Below are 18,668 nucleotides of genomic sequence, written 5' to 3' on the forward strand. Positions count from 1 at the left end.
GGATGGATCCCGTTCTGATCGGTGAAATCCTCGCCGGCCTGATGTTCTTCGGCGTCATAGGCATGCTGATGCTGGGTTTCCCGGTGGCGTTCACGCTGGCCGGCACGTCCCTGCTGTTCGCGCTGGTCGGATACCACTTCGAAGTCTTCGATCCGTCGAACTTCGCGGCGCTCGCCGGTCGTTACGTCGGCTACATGACCAACGAGGTGCTGGTCGCGGTGCCGTTGTTCATCTTCATGGGCGTGATGCTGGAGCGCTCCAAGATCGCCGAACAACTGCTGCTGACGATGGGCAAACTGTTCGGCAACATGCGCGGCGGCCTCGGTTACTCCGTCATCATCGTCGGTGCGCTGCTCGCCGCTTCCACCGGAGTGGTGGGCGCCACCGTGGTCACGATGGGCTTGATCTCGCTGCCGGCGATGATGCGGGCCGGTTACGATCCCAAGCTCGCGAGCGGCGTGATCTGCGCGTCCGGTACGCTGGGACAGATCATTCCGCCCTCGACCGTGCTCATCTTCATGGGCGACATGCTGGGCGGCATCAACGCCCAGGTGCAGATGGCGAAGGGCAATTTCGCACCGACCCCGGTGTCGGTCGGTGATCTCTTCGCGGGGGCCTTTCTGCCGGGCTTCATGCTGGTCGTGCTGTATCTGATGTGGGTCTTCATCAAGACCCTGATCGACCCCAAGTCCTGCCCCGCGACACCGGTGCCGGAGGCGGAACGGCGTGGCCTCATGAAGGAGGTGTTCACCGCGCTGGTGCCGCCGCTGCTGCTGATCGTCGCGGTGCTCGGCTCCATTCTGGGCGGCATCGCGACGCCGACCGAAGCCGCTTCGGTCGGTGCGGTCGGAGCGATCGTGCTGGCCGCGCTGCGCTGGAGACTGTCCTTCACGGTGCTGCGCGAAGCGGTGATCTCGACCGCGTCGATCACGTCGATGATCTTCATCATCCTGTTCGGCGCATCGGTGTTCGCGCTGGTGTTCCGCCAGATGGGTGGCGACAACCTGGTGCATGAGTTCCTGTCCGGCCTGCCGGGGGGCGCGATCGGCGCGATGATCGTCGTGATGCTGATCATGTTCGTGCTGGGCTTCATCCTCGATACCTTCGAGATCATCTTCATCGTGATCCCGATCACCGCGCCGATTCTGCTCACGCTGGGGCTGGATCCGGTGTGGGTGGGCGTGATGGTCGGCGTGAACCTGCAGACGAGCTTCCTGACGCCGCCGTTCGGATTCTCGCTGTTCTATCTGCGCGGCGTGGCACCCAACAGCGTGTCCACCGGCATGATCTATCGTGGGGCGATACCGTTCGTGGTCCTGCAGGTCGTTGCGATCGCGCTGCTGTTCATCTTCCCCGAGATCGTGACCTGGCTGCCCAGCGTGCTGAGCCGCTGAGCTGCTAGGAGGCTGTCGGACTTGAGCGATCGTCACGAGCCGGGTGGGAAAGCGAGGACAGATCTGGTCGATTTTGAGGCGCATAGTGGTTCTATGCAACGAAAAATCGGGCAGATATGGACCGCTTCTCCCACCGGCGCAGTAGATCAGCCTCAAGTCCGACAGCCTCCTAGGGCCTGTCACTCGGGCCGGGTGCTGCGGAGCGCGTCATGCGCTCCGTTTCTTCTGCGCATAAAAAAACCGGAGGCGTGCCTCCGGTTTCTTCGGGCGGTCGAGATCAGCTGAGCTTGAAGTGTTTCTCACGCGCTTCCAGGAACCCCATGTCGGTTCCTTCGGTACGTTCGCGCAGCAGGTTGAGGGCCGACACGAAGCTTTCGGCCGTCTTCTTGGTCAGTACGTCACCCGTTTCGCGAATCTGGGCCAGCAGTTCCATGGAGGCCTTGGCGCCGGCCTCCAGAATGCTGTCCGGGAAGTGTGGGTGGGTGATCACGCCGTGATTATTGATCAGCGTCGCGAGCGCGCGCGGGTCGTTCGCATAGAAGTCGGATGCGACCTGATCATATTCCGCCTGGCACACGTCACGCACGATGGCCTGGATATTGGCCGGCAGCGCCTGGAACTTGGCCTTGTCCACAACGAGTTCCGTGGCCAGACCCGGCTCGATGAAGCTGGAGGTGTAGTAGTGCTTGCGGACCTGGTGAAAGCCGAGCGCCAGGTCGTTGTACGGGCCGACGAATTCGGCCGCATCCAGCGCACCGGACTGCAGCGCCTGGAAGATCTCGCCACCGGCGAGGTTGGTCACCGAAGCGCCCATCTTCTGCCACACCTGACCGCCGAGGCCCGGCGTGCGGAAGCGCATGCCCTGGATGTCCTCGATGCCTTTCAGTTCGTTCTGGAACCAGCCACCGGCCTGGGTGCCGGTGTCGCCGGACAGAAAGCCCTGCAGGCCGAACTGGTCGTAGATCTCGTCCCACGCCTCCTGGCCGCCGAGGTAGCGCACCCACGCGGCGAGCTCGCGGCTGGTCATGCCGAACGGCACGCCGGTGAAGAACGACAGGCCGACGCTCTTGTTTTGCCAGTAATAGGCGGCCCCATGCATCATCTCGGCGCTGCCGTCGATGACAGCGTCGATCGATTGCAGCGCGGGAACCATCTCGCCGGCCGAGAACACCTGTATGGTCAGCTCGCCATTGGTGGCCGCGGTGATTCGGTCGGCCAGACGCTGCGCGCCGACGCCGAGGCCGGGGAAGTTGCGTGGCCAGGTGGTCACCATGCGCCAGGTCGTCTTGCGTTGCGCGATCGCCGGCGCGGCGACCGTCGCTGCGGCGACACCGGCGCCCGCTGCGCCGGCCCGTTTGATGAACGATCTCCTATCCATGTGTCTTCACTCCTCTCCTCGATGTGGATGTTTGAAATACCCGCCGATTATAGGGACTGGCGCGAAGCATGGAAGCGCGGAAAACCCTAATGATCCGGGTCGATACGGTCGGACGGCGCCTGTCCGGGATGGCCGCTCAGTCGCCTTGCGACGCGCGGCTCGACGCGCCATCTTCGGGGGCGACTCGACTGCCGTGCGGGCGACGACTGACGGGGCATCGACACCGGGGGCTCAACTACCCGCGATCTTCATCCGCTCGATCAACACCGAACCGCAGTGCTTGGCGCTGCGCGGCAGCGCATCGTTGCCTACGGCGACGATGTCGCGGAACATGTCGCGCAGGTTGCCGGCGATCGTGATCTCCTCGACCGGATGCTGGATGCGCCCGTTCTCGACCCAGAAGCCGGCCGCGCCGCGCGAGTAGTCGCCGGTCACGTAATTCACGCCGTGACCGAGCAGTTCGGTCACCAGCAGGCCGCGATCCATCTTCCGGATCAGACCCTCGAGGTCGAGTTCGCCCGGTTCGACGACCATGTTGTGGGAGCCGCCGGCATTGCCGGTGGTCTGCATGCCGAGCTTGCGCGCCGAATAGCTCGACAGGAAATAACCCTGCAACACGCCGTCGACGACGACGTCCCGTGCATGGGTGGCGACGCCTTCATCGTCGAACGGACTGGCCCCGAAGGCCTTTCTTTCGTGCGGACGTTCGCGGATCGTGATCACCGGCGAGAACACCTGCTGCCCGAGGCTGTCGAGCAGAAAGGACGACTTGCGATACAGTGCGCCGCCGCTCACCGCATGCACGAAGTTGCCGAGCAGCGTCACCGCAATCGGCGCTTCGAAAAGCACCGGTACCTCGCAGGTGTCGATCTGGCGTGCGCCCAGACGCGCCAGTGCCCGTTCGCCGGCTCGGCGACCGATCGTGTCCACCGACAAAAGGTCCCGAGCGTCACGACGCGAGTCGTGCCAGTATTCGCGCTGCATTTCGTCGCCTTCGCCGGCGATCACCGAGCACGACACGCCGTGACGGGAACTGGCGTATCCGCCGATGAATCCCGCGCTGTTGGCCGAGATGAAGTGGGATTGTTGCGTGGACACGCTCGCACCCTCGGAGTTGGTGATCCGTGGGCTGACGGCGTAGGCCGCCCGTTCGCATTCGCGCGCCATCGCGATCGCGTCTTCGATCGGTAGCGGCCACGGGTGGTGGAGGTCGAGATCCGGGCAGTCGCGCGCGAGCAGTCCGGGATCCGGCAGGCCGGCACAGGGGTCTGACGCCGTGAATCGCGCGATGGACAGTGCGGCTTCGACGGTGTTGCGCAGCGCCTGCGGCGAAAAGTCCGACGTGCTCGCATGACCGCGTTGCTGACCCAGGTAGACGGTGACGCCGACGCCCTTGTCGCGGTTGTACTCGATGGTATCGACTTCGCCCTTGCGCACCGAGGCGGTCTGACCGAAACCCTCGGATACATCGGTTTCGCATGCGCTGGCGCCGACGGCGCGCGCATGCTCCAGGACCTCGACCGCAATCTCGCGGAGTCGGTCGGACGTGAATGAAAAGCCTTGATCGGACATGGGCGAGTGCTTGTGGACGAAAGGTTATAATCTTAACCCGAACCCATGACCCCTAAGCCGATGATCGACCGACCCGATGTGTCCGACCAGGATGCGCCGCAGCCTGACGAGGAAGTCTGGCGCGGCCCGAGCAAGAGCAGCCGCAAGCGCGACATGCACAGACTGCAGGACCTGGGTGAGGCGCTGGTGGCGTTGTCCGCGGACCAGCTCGCGAAGGTTCCGATTCCGGACGATCTGCTGCTCGCGGTCAAGGATGCGAAGCGTTTCACCAAGCACGAAGCACGGCGGCGCCAGATGCAGTACATCGGGCGCTTGATGCGTCACATCGATCCGGAGCCGATCCAGGCGCAGCTCGATGTCTTCAAGGGGCTGTCCCGTTCAGAGATCGCACGCCAGCATCGCCTGGAACGGCTGCGCAACGAGTTTCTCGAAGACGAGACGGTGATCGGCCGGATCGCGGAGGTCTGGCCGGATGCCGATCTGCAGCATCTGCGGGTCCTGCGGCGCAATGCGCTGAAGGAGCGCGAAGTTCAGAAGCCACCGCGCGCGTACCGGGAGTTGTTCAGGGTGTTGCGTACGCTGGATGAGGGCGCAGACGGCGGTGCAGCGGCGGATGATCACGAGGAGCAGCAATGAGCGAAGAGATCACGATCGGCCTGGTATCCATCAGTGACCGTGCGTCCGATGGAACCTATGAGGATCAAGGCATCCCGGCCTTGCAGGACTGGCTGGGCAAGGCGCTGACGTCGCCGTGGCGCGCCGAATTGCGACTGATCCCGGACGACCGGCCGCTGATCGAGCGCACGCTGATCGAGCTGGCGGACGACGCGGGCTGCTCGCTGATCCTGACCACCGGCGGAACCGGACCGGCGCCGCGCGACCTGACCCCGGAGGCGACGCTGGCGGTCGGGCACAGGGAAATGCCGGGATTCGGCGAGGAGATGCGGCGGATCAGCCTCAATTTCGTTCCGACCGCGATTCTGTCCCGCCAGGTCGCGGTGGTGCGGGGCAGCAGCCTGATCGTGAATCTGCCGGGGCAGCCGAAGTCCATCCGCGAGACGCTCGAAGGCGTGCGCGACGCCGACGGCCGGGTGCGCCATGTCGGGATCTTCGCCGCGATCCCGTATTGCATCGACCTGATCGGCGGTCCGTATGTCGAGACCGACGAGTCGGTGATCAAGGTCTTCCGGCCCAAGCACGCGCTGCGACCGAGGACGACCTGATCGGTTCGCGGTCTGCCGGCAGGGTGGGGCGCATCATCGCAGTGGTCCCGAGCGCTTCATCCGATCGATGGCAGGGACGCTTTTCGGATGAACGCGCGGTGACTCGGGCTCCGATCCGTCGGGCTGTCCGGGTTGGACTACTTTGGCACGATGCGGATGACCTTGCCCTTGAATGCCGGCACGGCCGGCGTCTGCGATAGCTGGCGTCGCCGTTCGACTTCCCGCCACCATGCGCGCGCCCCGAGCAGCGCTGCCAGCAGGCCCGCGTAGATCGCCGGCTGCAGCAGATCCGCCTTGACCAGCCACCAGTAGTGCACGATCGCGAGAATCGCGATGCCGTAGACGGATCGATGCAGGTTCTGCCATCGGCGTCCGCCCATGCGCCGGATCGCCACCTTGTTCGAGGTGGCCGCCAGTGGGATCAGCAGCACGAAAGCGGCAAAGCCGACTGTGACGAAAGGCCGCTCGAGGATGTCCAGTGCGATCGCGTTCCAGTCGAAATAAAGGTCCAGCCAGACATAGGCGCTGAAGTGCAGGCAGGCGTAGGCGAACACGAAAAGTCCGAGCATGCGGCGCATGCGCAACAGCCAGTGCAAGCCGGTCAGTCGCCGCAACGGGGTGACCGCGAGCGTGATCAGCAGGAATCGCAGCGTCCATTCCCCGGTGGTGTGCGTCACCGTTTCGATTGGATTGGCGCCCAGCGTCTGGTCGAACCAACCGAACGCGAGCAGCACCGCCGGCAAGGTGCACAGGGCGAAGAGGGCGGATTTGAGCGCGGCGATCTGGCCCGCACTCGGACTGCGAAGATCCATGTGGGGTGGGCTCAGTAGAATTTCTTCAGATCCATGCCCTGATACAGGTGCGCCACCTGATCGGCATAGCCGTTGAACATCAGCGTGTCGCGGCGACGAAATTCGCCGATGCGCCGTTCGGTCGCCTGGCTCCAGCGCGGGTGGCGCACATCCGGATTCACGTTGGAGTAGAAGCCGTACTCCTGCGGTGCGGCCTTGTTCCACGCGGTCGCCGGTTCATGCTCGGTCAGCCGGATCGTGACGATTGACTTGATGCTCTTGAAGCCGTACTTCCAGGGCACCACCAGGCGGATCGGGGCGCCGTTCTGATTGGGCAGCACCTCGCCGTACAGTCCGACCGACAGCAGCGTCAATGGATGCATCGCCTCGTCCAGGCGCAAGCCCTCCGTGTAGGGCCAGTCGATGACCGGGCGTCTGAGCATGATCTCCGGGTCGTAGTGGGTGACGAACTCGACATACTTCGCACTGCCGAGCGGGTCGACCGTCTTCAGCAGGGACGCGAGCGGGAAACCGACCCACGGAATGACCATGGACCACGCCTCGACACAGCGCAGGCGGTAAATCCGTTCCTCGAGCGGCGCGAGTTTGAGCAGGTCGTCGATGTCGAAAGTGCGGGGTTTTCCGACCAGACCTTCGACCGACACGGTCCACGGCCGCACCTTCATCTTGTGTGCGTGCTGCAACGGATCCGACTTGTCGGTGCCGAATTCGTAGAAGTTGATGTACGAGGTGATCGAATCCAGCTTGGTCTTGTCTTCGTCGGTCCTGAACGGGCTGGGGGTGAGGGGTCCGAGTCCTTGCGGCGACGCGAACGCCAGGTTGGCGAATCCGCCCATTCCGGCCACGCCGGCGAGCGTGCCGATGCCTGCATCCCTCAGAAAGCGACGGCGGTCGGCGAACAGCTCGCGGGGCGTGATCTCGGAGGGAGCGATGTCTGCGGGGCGCTTGATCAGCATGGTGAGGTCCTGACGGGCGGGGTTGGGGTGGCGTGGCGCTCGTTGTCGCTGCGCTGTTGTGAATACAGCAATGCGACCATGCGATCGCCGCTTGGTTTCCGCACCGACTGCCGGCGCGTCGAATGCGCTAAACTTGAGAGCTTGAAAAACGATTGAGCAGAGTCGCATTATGTCCGCATCGGTAAAGATTCACATCGACGACGTCCGTATCCAGGAGATCAAGGAATTGATCCCGCCAGCCCACGTGCTGCGGGAATTCCCCGCGTCGCAGGCCGCAGCCGAAGTCGCCTATCAGACCCGTCAGGCGATCCACCGCATTCTGTTCGGCGCGGATGATCGTCTGCTGGTCATCATCGGACCCTGCTCCATTCATGATGCCGATGCCGCGCTCGAATATGCGCGCCGTCTCAAGGCGGAGGCCGATCGGCTCGAGGACGACCTGCTGATCGTCATGCGTGTGTATTTCGAGAAGCCGCGCACCACGGTCGGCTGGAAGGGCCTGATCAACGATCCTTACCTGGACAACAGCTTCAAGATCAACGAGGGGGTCAGACTCGCACGCAAGCTGCTCTGGGAGATCAATGAACTCGGACTGCCGGCCGGCACCGAATTCCTGGACATGATCACGCCGCAGTACATCGGGGATCTGATCTCATGGGGGGCGATCGGTGCCCGCACCACCGAAAGCCAGGTTCATCGCGAACTCGCGTCGGGTTTGTCCTGTCCGGTCGGGTTCAAGAACGGGACCGATGGCAACGTGCGGATCGCAGTCGATGCGATCAAGGCGGCGCAGGCGCCGCATCATTTTCTGTCGGTCACCAAGGCGGGGCATTCCGCAATCGTGACGACGCGTGGCAACGAGGATTGCCATGTGATCCTGCGCGGCGGTAAGTCGACGAACTTCGACGCCGACAGCGTCGAGGCCGCCTGCCGTGATCTGGCAGCCGCCGGCGTGCCGCCCAAGATCATGATCGACTGCTCGCATGCCAACAGCCGCAAGCAGCACATGCTTCAGATCGAGGTTGCCGAGAACGTCGCCGCCCAGATGGCCGGCGGCGAGGATCGTATCGTCGGCGTCATGGTCGAGTCTTACCTGAAGGAAGGCCGCCAGGATCTGGTTCCGGGCAAGGAACTGGAGTACGGCAAGAGCATCACCGATGCATGCATTGGCTGGGACGACAGCGTCAGTGTGCTAGACAAGCTGGCCGAGGGTGTGCGGGCGCGCCGGGTCGCGCGCGCAGCGGCGCTGGAGTAAGCGCTCGCGGCAGCAGCAGCGGCCATACACCACGGCCTTCGAACCGTTCGGCTGGCGGCTCTGGCATCAACGCTTCGCCTCGCTCGGGATCAGGCCTTGTTCTTCCCAGAACAGCCGGGCACCCTGGTGCAGCGGAGAGATGACGCCGGTCAGTGCGTTGGCCGGTATCATGGTCTGGAGGGCGGCCGAGACCGAATGCATGAATTCCAGACCGTTGCTGGAATACACCTCCGCGACCGCCTGGTAGGTCAGGTCTTGGCCGACATGCGCGCCGGCGACCCACAGCGCCGAGTCCTGGAAGGTCGTCACGTCGTAGTCGATGCCGGGATAGGTCGAGGCGGCGATCGTGACCGGAACGTAGTACGGATGCTCGGTCAGCAGCGCGCCCTGTCTCGCGGCGTCGAGCAGCGGCAGCATGCTGAACTGGCCGCTCAGGCCTGCCTGCGTGACAGGGGTGTTGTGCAGCTCGGCGACGATCCACAGCGCCTCGGCGCGGCCTTCCAGCAGCGCGGCAACGCCTTGCCCGGGCGGGATGAACTGAGCGTTTATCTTTTGCCAGATGCCCAGGCTGTCGAAGAAATGCTGCGCCGAGGCCGCGACTGCAGATCCGGCCGCACCCACGACGACGCGTCGGCCTGCCAACTGGTCAACGCGGGTGATGCCTGAGTCGGCGCGTACCACCAGATGCGCGGGCATGCCGTAAAGCGACGAAATCACCTGAACGTTCCGGGTCGTTTGCGTGATTTCATCGGCTGGATCCTGCATGCTCCGGTACAGGTCGCCTGCATAGACGATGCCGAAGTCTGCGCCGGCGTTGCCGACACGACGCAGGTTTTCCATTGAACCGGCCGACGCAGCGTAGGAAACCCCGATCCCCTCGATTTTGCGCGACAACAGCGTGGACAGTCCGTCGCCGACGAATTGCGGGACACTACCGTCGGGTCCGCCCGACAGGGCGAGCCGCTGCACCTGGGCCGCCACAGACGTCGCGATACCCAGGCCCAGCGCCAAGGTCAGGGCCGCATGACGGAGGCCCCGTACGATCAGGGCTCGCGCGCAGGCACTCATGTCTTCGTATCGGCCTCGTCATCATGGCCACGCACGACCAGCACCGACACCCCGACCTTTCGCACCAGGTTCTCGGCCACGCTACCCAGCAGCAGTCGACGCACGCCACGGCGCCCGTGTGAACCGACCACGAGGAGATCCGCACCCGACTTCCTGACCGCATCGGCGATCAGATCGTCGGTGTGCTCCCCGTGCCCCTTTAGCAGGTGGGTTTTGGCGTTCACGCCGGCAGTCTGCGCCTTCTTCACGGCCTTGCTCAGCACGTCCTGACCGCCCGTCTCGAGCACGTGCTTTAGTTGCTTGGCGCTGGTGGTCGAGACCCCTCCGGCATGAAAGACGTGGACCAGTTGCTCGTCGATCGCGTGCGCGATCTCGAGCACCGCCTCGTGAGCCTTGGCGACCGCGATTGCCTCGTCCAGCGCTTTCTGCGAGGTACGGCTGTCGTCGATGGCGATGAACACGTGCTTATACATTCGATTCTCCTTGCGTTCTGATTCGGCCAGGCGCGCGAGCCTGGTATCCATGGCGCGGCGTCCCGGGGGCGTTGTCCCGAGCGATGCGACCCGGTTTTACCGTATGCCCGGTGCCGTCTAGTCGAGTCCCCTGGCTGCGTTTCTCGGAGTGAGGAGCTTTTGCTGGATCACGAAGACCAGCCCCGCTGCAGCAAGACCGATCACGTCCGTCATCACACCACCCGCGATCATGGCCAGCGCGGCGAGAATGAGCACGATGCGCAGAACGAAGCCGACCACGCCGAAGAACCAGCCCTGAATGCCGGACGCCAGCAGGTAGATGCCGAAGGCTGCGGTCACGAAGGCGTGCAGGTTCTGGTGCCACTCGCCCTGCATCAGCAGCGGCGCCGAGTAGAAGAACATGAACGGCACGACGAAGGCCGCCAGTCCGATCTTGAAGCTCTCGACGCTGGTCTTCATCGGATCCGACTGCGCGATGGCCGCGCCGGCATAGGCCGCCAGCGCCACCGGGGGGGTGATTGCCGACATCACCGCGTAATAGAAGATGAAGAAGTGTGCGATCAGCGGCTCGATGCCCAACTGGATCAGGCCTGGCGCGATGACGCTGGCCGCCACGGCGTAGGCTGCGGTGGTCGGCATGCCCATGCCGAGGATGATCGATACGCACATCGCGAAGAACAGTGCGATCAACTGGCTTTGCCCCGCGAGTTCCAGCAGCATCGACGAGAATCGGGTGCCGATACCGGTCAGCGCGATCACGCCGACGATGACCCCCGCCGCGGCGCATACGGCCACGAGCTGCAGCGACATGCGGGCCGCGATCTCGAAAGCGTAAAGGATCTCCTTGATACCCATCCGGAACGGCGTAAACCAGCTCACCACGGCAGCCGCCGCCATCGACAGCGTGCCGGCACGAATCACCGAGTAGCCGAGGAACAGGGCGCCGATCAGCGTGAAGATCGGAATGAACAGGAAGACCTGACGGGCGAGCTTGGAGAACTCGGGCAGTTCCTCCCGCGGCAGGCCGCGCATGCCCTTCTTGAGCGCTTCCTTGTCGACCATGAAGTAGATCGACAGGAAGTACAGTGCTGCTGGAATGATGGCGGCAATCACGATGTCGGCATAGGCGATGCCGGTGATCTCGGCCATGATGAACGCGCCGGCCCCCATGATCGGCGGCAGGATCTGCCCGCCCGACGATGCGGCCGCCTCGATCGAGGCCGCGGTCTGGGGCTTGTAGCCCACCTTCTTCATCAACGGAATGGTCAGGGAGCCGGTCGAGACCACGTTGCCTGCCGAGGTGCCGTTGATGGTGCCCATCAGCGCGGATGAGAACACGGCCACCTTGGCGGGACCGCCGCGCGCGCCGCCGGCTGCGGCAAACGCGAAATTGACGAAGTATTCGCCGACGCGGCTCGCCTGCAGGAAGGCTGCGAACGTGATGAAGAGAATGATGTAGGTCGAGGAGATCGCGGTGGTCGGCCCGAGCACACCGTTGTCCGTGTATAAGAAGGCGAAGAAGCGCGCCGGCGCATAGCCCCGATGCTCCAGCACCCCGGGCAGCCATGGACCGACGAAACCGTAGGCGATGAACACGGCGACGATCGCAACGAGCGCCAGGCCCGCCAGACGCCGTGTCATCTCCAGAATCAGCACAATGCCGGCGACTGATGCGTACATATCGTTGACGTGCGGAAATACCTGGGCGCGAATACGCAGAAATTCCGCGTGGGCGATGATGTAGGCGCCGACCGTGATAGCGGCGAGCGCGAGCAGGACATCGGGCGTCGCGACACCGCCACGGTTTCGGGTCGGCGAGATCCACGAGGCCAGCAGTGCGAGCACGGTTCCGGCAATGAGCGGATATCCGAAGGTCATCAACATCTTTTCCTTCGGGGCACCGGTCTGAACGAGATCACCGGTGACGATGGCGAGAAAGATCTGCCCCAGCGCGGTGACGATCAGCACTGCGGCCGGTACCAGCAGAAGCCACTCGAGCGGGGTGACGGACTGCCTGCCCGCAGGTTCGGCGGGAAAGGCTTTGGCCGAGAAGAAGATGAAGCCGAGCGCCAGGCCCGCAGCCACGTGCGTCAGACGATAGACCCATGTCTCCAGGGGATAGAGGTTCATGACCCCGATGTGAAAGGCGGTGTAGAGAATGCAGAATGTGGCAAAGATCAGCCCAGGTTTGCCGGTGAACACCCGCTGGTTGGAAACGACGACCTCGGCATCGACGCCGGCGGCGATGTTGTCCTTCTCGACTATCTCTAAATCAATGCCGTCCGCGGCGGCGGTCGTCGCCGTTCGGGGTGTCTGGCTGGTCATTGGGGTGCCTCCCGGTGCTGTTCTCGATTTGCTTATAAAAAGGGCCAGAGCACCGGTGCTGCCGTGGTGTCTGGCCCGTCGATTTCAAGTGCGCGTGGTGCTCAGTCCCTGAGGCTTGCCGGGATGGTCACACCTGTCTCCTCGTAGTAACGCACGGCACCGGCGTGGAAGGGCAGGAAACTGTTCTTGTCCACGTTTTCGGGCAGGGTTTCACGCGCGGCGCTGTGCACCTGCATCATCCGCTCGTGGTTATCCATCACCAGCTTGGTGACCTCGTAGGCCAGACTGTCCGGCATGTCCTTGTGGGCGACGGCGAAATTCCACATGGCCACGGTGTTCTGGTCGTAGTCATGGCCCGCGTAGGTGCCGGCCCGGATGGTCAGGGCGGACACTTCCGGGTGCTTTTCCAGGATGACCGGAAGCTCCTGGTCGTTGAAGCCGAACATCACCACGTTGGCTTCGGCTGCCAACTGGCTGAACGCGGAGATGGGTATGCCGGCGGCGAAGCAGAAGGCGTCGAGGAGGCCATCCTTGAGCTGGCTGGCGGCGTCGGCCGCGCCGGTATTCGACTGACGCGCCTGGACGCCGAGGGTTTCCATGAAGCGCGGCCAGTAGGTGCCCGGGGTGCCACCTGCAGGGCCGACGCTGACACGCTTGCCGCCAAGATCGCTCACCGACTTGATGCCAGAGTTGGCCATGGAGACACACTGGAACGGCGTCTGGTACATTGGAAACAGTGCGCGCACATCGGTGTGCGGCAGGCCCGGAGCGAGATCACTCCTGCCGTTCCAGGCTTCATACATCGGGCCCATGGTGACCAGTCCGATCCCGTGCTCCTTCATCTGCACGAGCGTCACGTTCTGCACCGGACCGCCGGTGACTTCGCCGCTGGAGTTGAGGCCGAGGGATTCGCCGATGAAGCTGGCGACGCCGTTGCCGTACACGAAGTAGGTGCCCCCCTGACTTGCGGTGCCGACGGTGAGGTCGCGCGGCCAGCCAGTGCGATCCTGCGCGACGGCCGCGCCGCTGACCACGGCGACCCCGGTGGCGACCGCCACCAACGTTTTGACGAGTCCTTTCATTGCTGTCTCCTTGTGTTGTCTAAGTACTAGTGCAAGCGATGGAATCGCAAGGATGAACCACGCGGACATGCTCGCATGTGCATGCCGCGCAACCCATTCGGCGCGCATCTGATCAACGAAGTCAGCCGATTCGATGCGCCGGTATTTCGGTCGTGACGATCGCACCGACCAAGGCCGGGAGGCAAGACTCGGCTTGTTGCCCCCGCCCGGGTCGGGGCGATCGGACTATGCCGGTGACCTGCCTGCCGGGGCTCGATGCGGATTGTCGTTGCATCCGAAAACCTGTTGGATGCAAGACTAGGCCGCCCGGGGCTGGGCGGCAATTGTGGATACCCCGTATCCGGGCTTCGGGGATCAGGCGTTCTTGCCCTTCTGCCACAGCACGTCGCCGCGCCCGCCGGCGCGATTCAGTACTCGGCCGAGCACGAACAGCAGGTCCGACAGGCGATTGAGATACTGTCTGGGCCCGTCGTTGATCGCCTCCTCCTGGGTCAGGGCGACCAGCATGCGCTCGGCACGGCGGCACACCGTGCGCGCCTGATGAGCCAGCGCGGCCGGGCGCGTGCCGCCGGGCAGGATGAAGTCCTTGAGGGGTTCGAGGTCGTCGTTGAGGCGATCGAGTTCGTGCTCCAGTTTGTCGACCTGCTTGCCGGTGATCATGCTCATGCCGGGGATGCAGACTTCACCGCCGAGGTCGAACAGGTCGTGCTGCACGTCGGTCAGCAGCGTGCGAACGTCGTCGGGCAGTTCCTCGCACAACAGCAAACCGATCACCGCGTTCAATTCGTCGACGTCACCCAGACTGTGGATGCGCAGGCTGTTCTTGGACACACGCTTGCCGTCGCCCAGTCCGGTGGTGCCGGCGTCGCCGGTGCGGGTGTAGATCTTCGACAGTCGGTGTCCCATTCAAGCCTTCCTTTGATCTCGGGTTTCGCGCCGAGCCGGTTCGTAATCGGCGGAGGGGCGCATGATAAACTTGCTGACTCGCCGGTTGGGCCGGTTTCCTCGTCTTCGCACAGTCAGAGTATCCATGAAAAGCGCCGAAATCCGCAAAAAGTTCCTCGACTACTTCGCCTCCAAGGGACACCAGATCGTCTCGTCCAGTTCGCTGGTGCCGCAGGACGATCCGACGCTGCTGTTCACCAATGCCGGCATGAACCAGTTCAAGGATGTGTTCCTCGGTTTCGACAAACGGCCCTACACCCGCGCGACCACGTCGCAGAAGTGCGTTCGCGCCGGCGGCAAGCACAACGACCTCGAGAACGTCGGTTACACCGCGCGTCATCACACCTTCTTCGAGATGCTCGGCAATTTCTCGTTCGGCGACTATTTCAAACGCGACGCGATCGGCTACGCGTGGGAACTGCTGACCGACGTCTACAAACTTCCCAAGAGCAAGCTGTGGGTCACCGTCTATTCGGAAGACGACGAGGCCTACGACATCTGGACGCGCGACATGGGGGTGTCGAGCGAGCGGGTCATCCGCATCGGCGACAACAAGGGTGCGCGCTACGCGTCGGACAATTTCTGGATGATGGGCGAGACCGGTCCTTGCGGGCCCTGCACCGAGATCTTCTACGATCACGGTCCCGAGATCTGGGGCGGGCCGCCGGGGTCGCCTGAGGAGGACGGCGACCGCTACATCGAGATCTGGAACGTGGTTTTCATGCAATTCAACCGCGACGAGCACGGCGTCATGCATCCGCTGCCCAAGCCCAGCGTCGACACCGGCATGGGTCTGGAGCGCATCTCGGCAGTGCTGCAGCACGTTCATGCGAACTACGAGATCGATCTGTTCCGGAGTCTGATCGGCGCGGCCGCGCGCGAGACCGGGTGTGCGGACCCGGCCAGTCCCAGCCTCAAGGTGATCGCCGATCATATCCGGGCCTGTTGTTTCCTGATCGCGGACGGCGTCATTCCGGGCAACGAGGGTCGGGGTTACGTGCTGCGCCGGATCATTCGACGCGCCATCCGGCACGGCTGGAAGCTGGGCGCACGCGGCGCGTTCTTCCACCGCCTGGTGCCCGATCTCGCGGCCGAGATGGGCGAAGCCTATCCGCAGCTCAAGACCGACCAGACGCGCATCGTCGCGGTGCTGAGGCAGGAGGAGGAGCGCTTCCTGGCGACCATCGACAACGGCATGGACATCCTCGAGGCCGAGCTCGCCGCCATGCACAAGCGTGGAGAAGAGCGCTTCAGCGGCGAGACCGCCTTCAAGCTGCATGACACCTTCGGTTTCCCGCTCGATCTGACCGCCGACGTGTGCCGGGAGCGGGGCGTGACGGTCGACTCGGCTGCCTTCGATGCGGCGATGAGCCGGCAGCGTGAGCAGGCGCGGGCAGCCGGCAGGTTCCGGATGGCGGCCAGCCTGGATTATGGTGGGCCCGAAACGGCCTTCGAGGGTTATGCGACGCTGGAGACGCGCGCCAGCGTTCTGGCGCTGTACAAGGATGGCACGCCGGTCAATCAGCTCGACGAGGGCGACCTCGGCGTCATCGTGCTCGATCACACCCCGTTCTACGCGGAATCGGGCGGCCAGGTCGGCGACCGCGGTGAGCTGCGCGGCAGCGCAGGGATCTTTGCGGTCGAGGACACGCAGAAGATCCAGGCGACCGTATTCGGCCATCACGGCATCGTCCGGACCGGCAGCCTGTCGGTCGGGCAGGGCGTGGGCGCCCGCGTGGACGCCGCCGCGCGAGACGCCACCGCCCGCAACCATTCGGTCACGCACCTGATGCACAAGGCCTTGCGCGAGGTGCTGGGGGCGCACGTGCAGCAGAAGGGTTCGCTGGTCGATCCGGACAAGACCCGCTTCGATTTCACGCATCACGCACCGATGACCGCCGAGGAGATCCGGGAAGTCGAGGAACTGGTCAATCGCGAGATCCTCGACAACGCCGAAACCCGGGCCGAGGCGATGTCGCTCGAAGCCGCGCAGAAGACCGGCGCGATGATGTTGTTCGGCGAGAAATATGGCGACGAGGTACGGGTCCTCAGCATCGGCTCGTCGGTCGAACTGTGCGGTGGAACGCATGTCGGGCGCACCGGCGATATCGGCTTGTTCAAGATCGTGACCGAAGGCGGTGTGGCGGCGGGCGTGCGTCGGGTCGAGGCGGTCACCGGGGCCAACGCGCTGCGCTATGTGCAGGAGCAGGAGCGACGGGTGCAGGGCGTATCGGCGCTGCTGAAGGTGCAGCCGGACGACCTGGCCGAACGGGTGACAGGAATGCTGGAGAACGTGCGTGCGCTCGAAAAGGAACTGGCGCGCTTGAAATCCAGATTGGCCAGCAGCCAGGGTGACGACCTCGTGGCCGGGGCACGAGAGATCAATGGCTGCAAGGTGCTCGCGACGACGCTGGAAGGCGCCGACGTGCCGGCGATGCGCGAGACCATGGACAAGCTCAGGGATAAGCTCGGAAGCGCGGCGATCGTGCTCGCGTCGGTCAGGGAGGGCAAGGTGACCCTGATCGCGGGCGTCACACCCGACATGACCGCGCGGATCAAGGCCGGCGAGCTGGTGAACATGGTCGCGCAGCAGGTCGGTGGCAAGGGCGGCGGCCGTCCGGATATGGCCCAGGCCGGGGGCACCGACCCGTCCAAGCTGCCCGCGGCGCTTGCCAGCGTCGGCGATTGGGTGGCCGCGCGCCTCTGAACGTGCGCGGTCAGAAGGACAGCGCGAGCCCTGGCCAGACGCGTTCGATGGCGACGCGGAACTGATTCTGGATCCGGCCCAGGGCCTGCACGTCGTCGGCCTCGAAGCGCAGCACGACCACCGGGGTCGTGTTCGAGGCCCGTGCCAGGCCGAAGCCGTCCGGATACTCCACCCGTACGCCGTCGATCGTGATTATCTCGTCCGGTGCGCCGAAGTCGGCTGATTCACGCAGGCGCTTCACCAGTTCGAAGGGCTCGCCTTCGCGCATCGCGATGTTCAGTTCGGGTGTGCTGATCGAATTCGGCAGAGCCTTCAGGACCGCAGATGGATCGGGATGGCGGGACAGGATCTCGAGCAGCCGGCCGGCGGTGTAGAGCGCGTCGTCGAAACCGAACCAGCGCTCCTTGAAGAACACATGGCCACTCATCTCTCCGGCGAGCGGCGCCCCGGTCTCCTTCAGCTTGGCCTTGACCAGCGCGTGACCGGTGTTCCACATGGTTGGCTTGCCTCCATGGGCCCGGATCCAGTCGGCCAGCTTGCGGGTACATTTGACGTCATAGATGATCTCGCCGCCCGGCACCCTGGTCAGCACGTCGGCGGCGAAGAGCATCAACTGGCGGTCCGGGTAGATGATCTCGCCGTCCCGGGTCACGACCCCGAGGCGATCACCGTCGCCGTCGAACGCGAGACCGAGTTCGGCATCCGTGTCACGCAGCGTCCTGATGAGGTCCTGAAGATTCTCGGGTTTGGACGGGTCTGGGTGGTGATTCGGAAACGTGCCGTCGACGTCGCAGAACAGTTCGACGACTTCGCAGCCGAGCGCGCGCAGCAGTTCGGGTGCGACCGCTCCGGCCACACCGTTGCCACAGTCGATGACCACCTTGATCGGGCGCGCCAGCCGCACGTCCGAAGTCACCCGTGAAAGATAGGCTTCCTTGACCGATGTGGATCGGAGCGCACCTTGCCCGGTGCTGAAGTCATTGTCGGTGATGCGCCGGCGCAGATCCTGGATCATTTCGCCATACAGGGTTTCGCCGCCGAGAACCATCTTCAGCCCGTTGTAGTCCGGCGGGTTGTGACTGCCGGTGACGCTGACGCACGAATGCGTGTCGAGATGGAATGCGGCGAAATAGGTCAGCGGTGTCGGCGCACAACCGATGTCGATCACGTCTATTCCGGCGGCACGGATCCCGTCGGCCAGGGCCGCGGCAAGCGATGGTCCCGACAGTCGACCGTCACGCCCGACCGCGATCGTCGATTGTCCGCGGCGCGCCGCCTCGGAACCGATCGCCCGCCCGATCGCTCTGACCGCATCTTCGGTCAGCGTCTTGTCGACGATGCCGCGGATATCGTAGGCCTTGAAGATCTCGGGAGCGGGAACGGGGCTGAATGTGGTCATGTCGGCGTGCGGCAGGTTGATGAGTGAAGCGCGATTATCGCATGGGCATGGGCACCACATCTCAGTCCGTCACGAGCGT

General features: G+C 64.2%; 15 protein-coding genes. 5 read left to right on the forward strand and 10 right to left on the reverse strand.

What is annotated here, in order from left to right:
• Positions 1-2 precede the first annotated feature (2 nt).
• Entirely contained in the window at positions 3-1,394 is a 1,392-nt protein-coding gene (locus ACKVEX_RS03090) for a TRAP transporter large permease (protein ID WP_473214212.1), read from the forward strand.
• A 277-nt stretch (positions 1,395-1,671) separates the two neighbouring features.
• Here the strand turns inward: ACKVEX_RS03090 and ACKVEX_RS03095 are convergent, their stop codons facing one another.
• Both ACKVEX_RS03095 and pmbA read right to left on the reverse strand, forming a co-directional pair.
• Positions 1,672-2,772, reverse strand: a complete 1,101-nt coding sequence (locus ACKVEX_RS03095) for a TRAP transporter substrate-binding protein (protein WP_473214213.1) — start codon at positions 2,770-2,772, stop codon at positions 1,672-1,674.
• 231 nt (positions 2,773-3,003) lie between these two features.
• Positions 3,004-4,344, reverse strand: coding sequence for a metalloprotease PmbA (gene pmbA / locus ACKVEX_RS03100; protein ID WP_473214214.1), 1,341 nt, complete (start codon positions 4,342-4,344; stop codon positions 3,004-3,006).
• Positions 4,345-4,404: 60 nt separating this feature from the next.
• Between pmbA and yjgA the strand changes: the two genes are divergently transcribed.
• Entirely contained in the window at positions 4,405-4,980 is a 576-nt protein-coding gene (gene yjgA, locus ACKVEX_RS03105) for a ribosome biogenesis factor YjgA (protein WP_473214215.1), read from the forward strand.
• Positions 4,977-5,567: a molybdopterin adenylyltransferase gene (gene mog, locus ACKVEX_RS03110; RefSeq protein WP_473214216.1), complete on the forward strand. Its 591-nt coding sequence runs from the start codon at positions 4,977-4,979 to the stop codon at positions 5,565-5,567. Before yjgA ends, mog begins: the two co-directional genes overlap by 4 nt.
• A gap of 137 nt (positions 5,568-5,704) precedes the next feature.
• On the opposite strand, the gene ACKVEX_RS03115 is transcribed toward mog, so the two are convergent.
• A complete protein-coding gene (locus ACKVEX_RS03115) occupies positions 5,705-6,379 on the reverse strand; it encodes a protein-methionine-sulfoxide reductase heme-binding subunit MsrQ (RefSeq protein ID WP_473214217.1) in 675 nt (224 codons plus the stop codon).
• A gap of 11 nt (positions 6,380-6,390) precedes the next feature.
• The gene (gene msrP, locus ACKVEX_RS03120) at positions 6,391-7,335 is read right to left on the reverse strand and encodes a protein-methionine-sulfoxide reductase catalytic subunit MsrP (RefSeq protein ID WP_473214218.1); all 945 of its coding nucleotides are present in this window, start codon (positions 7,333-7,335) and stop codon (positions 6,391-6,393) included.
• Positions 7,336-7,504: 169 nt separating this feature from the next.
• Between msrP and aroG the strand changes: the two genes are divergently transcribed.
• Positions 7,505-8,590 carry a 3-deoxy-7-phosphoheptulonate synthase AroG gene (aroG, locus tag ACKVEX_RS03125; protein ID WP_473214219.1) on the forward strand — a complete coding sequence of 362 codons (1,086 nt, stop codon included), beginning with the start codon at positions 7,505-7,507 and terminating at the stop codon, positions 8,588-8,590.
• 66 nt (positions 8,591-8,656) lie between these two features.
• On the opposite strand, the gene ACKVEX_RS03130 is transcribed toward aroG, so the two are convergent.
• From ACKVEX_RS03130 to ACKVEX_RS03150, 5 genes are all read right to left on the reverse strand, one after another.
• Positions 8,657-9,658, reverse strand: a complete 1,002-nt coding sequence (locus ACKVEX_RS03130) for a TAXI family TRAP transporter solute-binding subunit (RefSeq protein ID WP_473214220.1) — start codon at positions 9,656-9,658, stop codon at positions 8,657-8,659.
• Positions 9,655-10,131, reverse strand: coding sequence for a universal stress protein (locus tag ACKVEX_RS03135; protein ID WP_473214221.1), 477 nt, complete (start codon positions 10,129-10,131; stop codon positions 9,655-9,657). Before ACKVEX_RS03135 ends, ACKVEX_RS03130 begins: the two co-directional genes overlap by 4 nt.
• Before the next feature lie 117 nt (positions 10,132-10,248).
• Positions 10,249-12,456 carry a TRAP transporter permease gene (locus tag ACKVEX_RS03140; protein ID WP_473214222.1) on the reverse strand — a complete coding sequence of 736 codons (2,208 nt, stop codon included), beginning with the start codon at positions 12,454-12,456 and terminating at the stop codon, positions 10,249-10,251.
• 101 nt (positions 12,457-12,557) lie between these two features.
• On the reverse strand, positions 12,558-13,538 hold the full coding sequence (locus ACKVEX_RS03145; protein ID WP_473214223.1) for a TAXI family TRAP transporter solute-binding subunit: 981 nt from the start codon (positions 13,536-13,538) through the stop codon (positions 12,558-12,560).
• 354 nt (positions 13,539-13,892) lie between these two features.
• Entirely contained in the window at positions 13,893-14,444 is a 552-nt protein-coding gene (locus tag ACKVEX_RS03150; RefSeq protein ID WP_473214224.1) for a cob(I)yrinic acid a,c-diamide adenosyltransferase, read from the reverse strand.
• Between the two features lie 124 nt (positions 14,445-14,568).
• On the opposite strand from ACKVEX_RS03150, the gene alaS reads away from it, so the two are divergent.
• Entirely contained in the window at positions 14,569-17,190 is a 2,622-nt protein-coding gene (alaS, locus tag ACKVEX_RS03155) for an alanine--tRNA ligase (protein ID WP_473214225.1), read from the forward strand.
• 10 nt (positions 17,191-17,200) lie between these two features.
• Here the strand turns inward: alaS and ACKVEX_RS03160 are convergent, their stop codons facing one another.
• Complete coding sequence (locus tag ACKVEX_RS03160) at positions 17,201-18,589, reverse strand: phosphomannomutase/phosphoglucomutase (RefSeq protein WP_473214226.1); 1,389 nt, start codon at positions 18,587-18,589, stop codon at positions 17,201-17,203.
• Positions 18,590-18,668: the final 79 nt, after the last annotated feature.

Source organism: Denitraticella aggregata, from assembly GCF_048158365.1.
Taxonomy (GTDB): Bacteria; Pseudomonadota; Gammaproteobacteria; order Burkholderiales; family Rhodocyclaceae; genus Azoarcus_F.